Source organism: Pseudoflavonifractor sp. An184, from assembly GCF_002160305.1.
Taxonomy (GTDB): Bacteria; Bacillota; Clostridia; order Oscillospirales; family Oscillospiraceae; genus Lawsonibacter; species Lawsonibacter pullicola.
The window spans coordinates 1-2,550 of record NZ_NFKI01000116.1 but is presented as its reverse complement, the minus strand read 5'-3'; the positions used below and the strand labels follow the sequence as shown (position 1 = coordinate 2,550).

Sequence of the window (2,550 nt, the reverse complement as noted above, 5' to 3'; positions counted from 1 at the left end):
GCCCGCAGGCGGCGAAATTCCCCCTGCGAGGAACGAAACCGCTCTATCATCGCCCCCTCATCCGTCACGGCTTCGCCGTGCCACCTTCCCCCCAGGGGGAAGGCTTTTGGGGGGGAGCGCCCCTCACCCCCCGGGTGAGGGCTTTGGGGGCAGCTACGCCCTACGGGCTCTGCTGTTTCTCCAGGTCCCTGGACAGTCCCCACAGCTGAAACAGCAGAAAGACCTGCACGCAGAAGGAGACCGCCATAAGCACCACCGCCAGGGCGTTGAGGGATACCACCAGATCGTAGCAGTACAGCGCCGTCTTGGCCGCCACAATCAGGGTCCGGGCGGTGCGCAGCCGTTTGACCCGCCGCCCCTCCCCCAGGGCCTCCTGGGCCAGGGCGGCCAGGTCGGTGAGGAGCTGAAAGTCGGTGTACAGGCTGATGACGGACAAAAGCAGGGTCAGCCAGCCGGGCGCCGCGGCCTCCAGGGCCGGGACAAACTGGGTGAGGGCGCACACCCCCAGCGCGGTGCAGAAGGGCTTCAGCAGCCCCAGAGAGGGCCGGGCGGAGGAGAGGATATCCGCCCCCCGCCACAGGAAGATCCACCCCACAAAGTTGGGCAGCAGGGGGATGGTGACGTCGCTGCCCAAATTCAGGTTGAAGTCCAGGAGCAGGAAAAAGTACCCCCAGAAGACGCGCCGCGCGCCGGTAAACAGGTCGGCCTGCTCTGTCATTGGGGTCCCTCCTCTCCGTCCAGGGTAAAGGTCCCGCCGTCGGGGGTGGTGTACCGGGGGGTGAGGGGAATGGCGACGCTTTTCTCCAGGTCCAGGGTCAGCGTAACCTGGTAGCCGTCCGGCCCCACAAAATGGCGCATATCGTCGGACAAGGCGCCCTCAGCGCCTCCACCGTCGCACTGGTTTTGAATCACTTCGCCAGGCTCCAAGGAGAAAACCCCCTCATAGGTAAACGCCGCCTCGCTGCGGAAGGCCTTCGTGGAACTGCCCCAGGAGAAACCGCCGGATAATACTGACCCGCCCACTTGAATTTCCGGGTCGTCCCACACGGGCTGCGCGTGGATTTGAAGGGGGTACCGGGTGGTGTCCCCCTGATTTTCCATGCAGAGCAGAATGCTGGACCAGACACTGGAAAAGGTGCTGTCCGGGAGGGGCGCCTCCGGATCGGGGGCAGAGGGGTACAGGATATCCTGTAAACCATTTTCCTCCTGATAATCCCGCAGGCTTGCCAGCCTCAGCGGACCCGCTCCTGTTGTCGTGGTCGTTGTGTGAGAGAGCTCCACGGAAATTCCTTCCGCCTCTCCGGACCAAGTGACAGGGCCATACAGCTGATGCTCACTGTACCACCCCTCTTCCAGGACCGCGGAGGTCTCCGCCAGCTTCTCCACCGTCCAATAATCTCCGTCGGGCCGGACGCGGACGGTGTGGCACAGGTACTCCACCGGCCAGGGCTCGTCCTCCTCCGGCCAGCGGGGGTCATCGTCGCTTTTGAACCGCATATCCCGGAACCAGAACACCTGACACAGATAGCCGTCCCCGCCGTCGGAGGTCAATCCACGGAACACCGGGCCGGTGCGCCAGCCGTATGCCGCCCTCCCACGATCCTGCTCCCAGCGCTCCAAAACGGCGGGCAGGTCCTCCTGGGGGGCACAGATGGTCCAGCACAGCAGCTCGTCGTAGATCCCGTCGTAAAACCGGTGGTACTCCCCCTTGCCATAGGCGTCCAGGGCTCCAGCCACAGTGGTGGCCCGGTTCTGGGAGGCCAGGACCAGGGTCTCGGCCACCAGCTCCGGTGCCATCTCGATCTCCTGTGAAGCTCGCACGGTGGTCTCTTCTCCCTCCGCCGGCACGGGCACCCCCGCCACCAGAGACAGGGACAGGGCGAACACGATGCACCCGGATACCAGCCCCATCCCCTGGGGGAAGCGCTTGAACCGGGCAATGGCCTCAATGCGGGCCTTCACCGCCCGGGCCCCGTTGGCCATGGTGGTGGCCCCGGGGGTGCGCATGGCCCGGTCGTCCGCCATGGCCAGGAGACAGCGGCCGTAGTCCCGGCGCTCCTCCCCCTCCAGCCGCTCCAGCACCCGCTGGTCGCACAGGGACTCCCGGTCGTTGCCCATCTTGTCAAAGACGAACCAGAGAAACGGGTTGCACCAGTGGAGGCACCGGAGGGCGGTGGTGAGCCACCCGGCCCACACGTCCCGGTATTTCAGGTGGAGCAGCTCGTGGAGGACCACCTTCCCGTCCAGCGCCCAGCCCATGGGCAGGACCAGGGCGGGCCGGACCACCCCCACCACAAAGGGGGTGCGGGCCCAGCGGCACTCCACAATCCGCCGGGGCATGGGGAGCCGCTGCTCCCGGGCCAGGGCCTCGATGGCCGCCCGGCGCTCCCCCTCCACCGGCACGCCGCCCCGCACCCGCAGGGACAGCCGCACCGCGCCGGCCACGAACCAGGCCGCCCACAGCACGACCCCCGCGCAGTAGATCAGGAAGGCCCAGTCCGTCCAGGAGGTTGGGGCGCCGGGCGGCCATCGAGGCCCTGGCCCGGGAGC

The 2,550-nt window shown here is 67.0% G+C and carries 2 protein-coding genes; both read right to left on the bottom strand.

All coding sequences use genetic code 11. The annotated features are described in order from the left end of the window. Window positions 1-160: 160 nt before the first annotated feature. Entirely contained in the window at window positions 161-718 is a 558-nt protein-coding gene (locus tag B5F19_RS16595; protein WP_087292840.1) for a hypothetical protein, read from the bottom strand. Then, the coding region (locus B5F19_RS16590; protein ID WP_140394278.1) for a M56 family metallopeptidase at window positions 715-2,550 on the bottom strand (1,836 nt) is incomplete at its 5' end. The genes B5F19_RS16595 and B5F19_RS16590, both read right to left, overlap by 4 nt.

Excerpts from the sequence above, each read along its gene's own strand:
- B5F19_RS16595 (WP_087292840.1), bottom strand. The coding sequence starts at position 718 with ATGACAGAGCAGGCCGACCTGTTTACCGGCGCGCGGCGCGTCTTCTGG.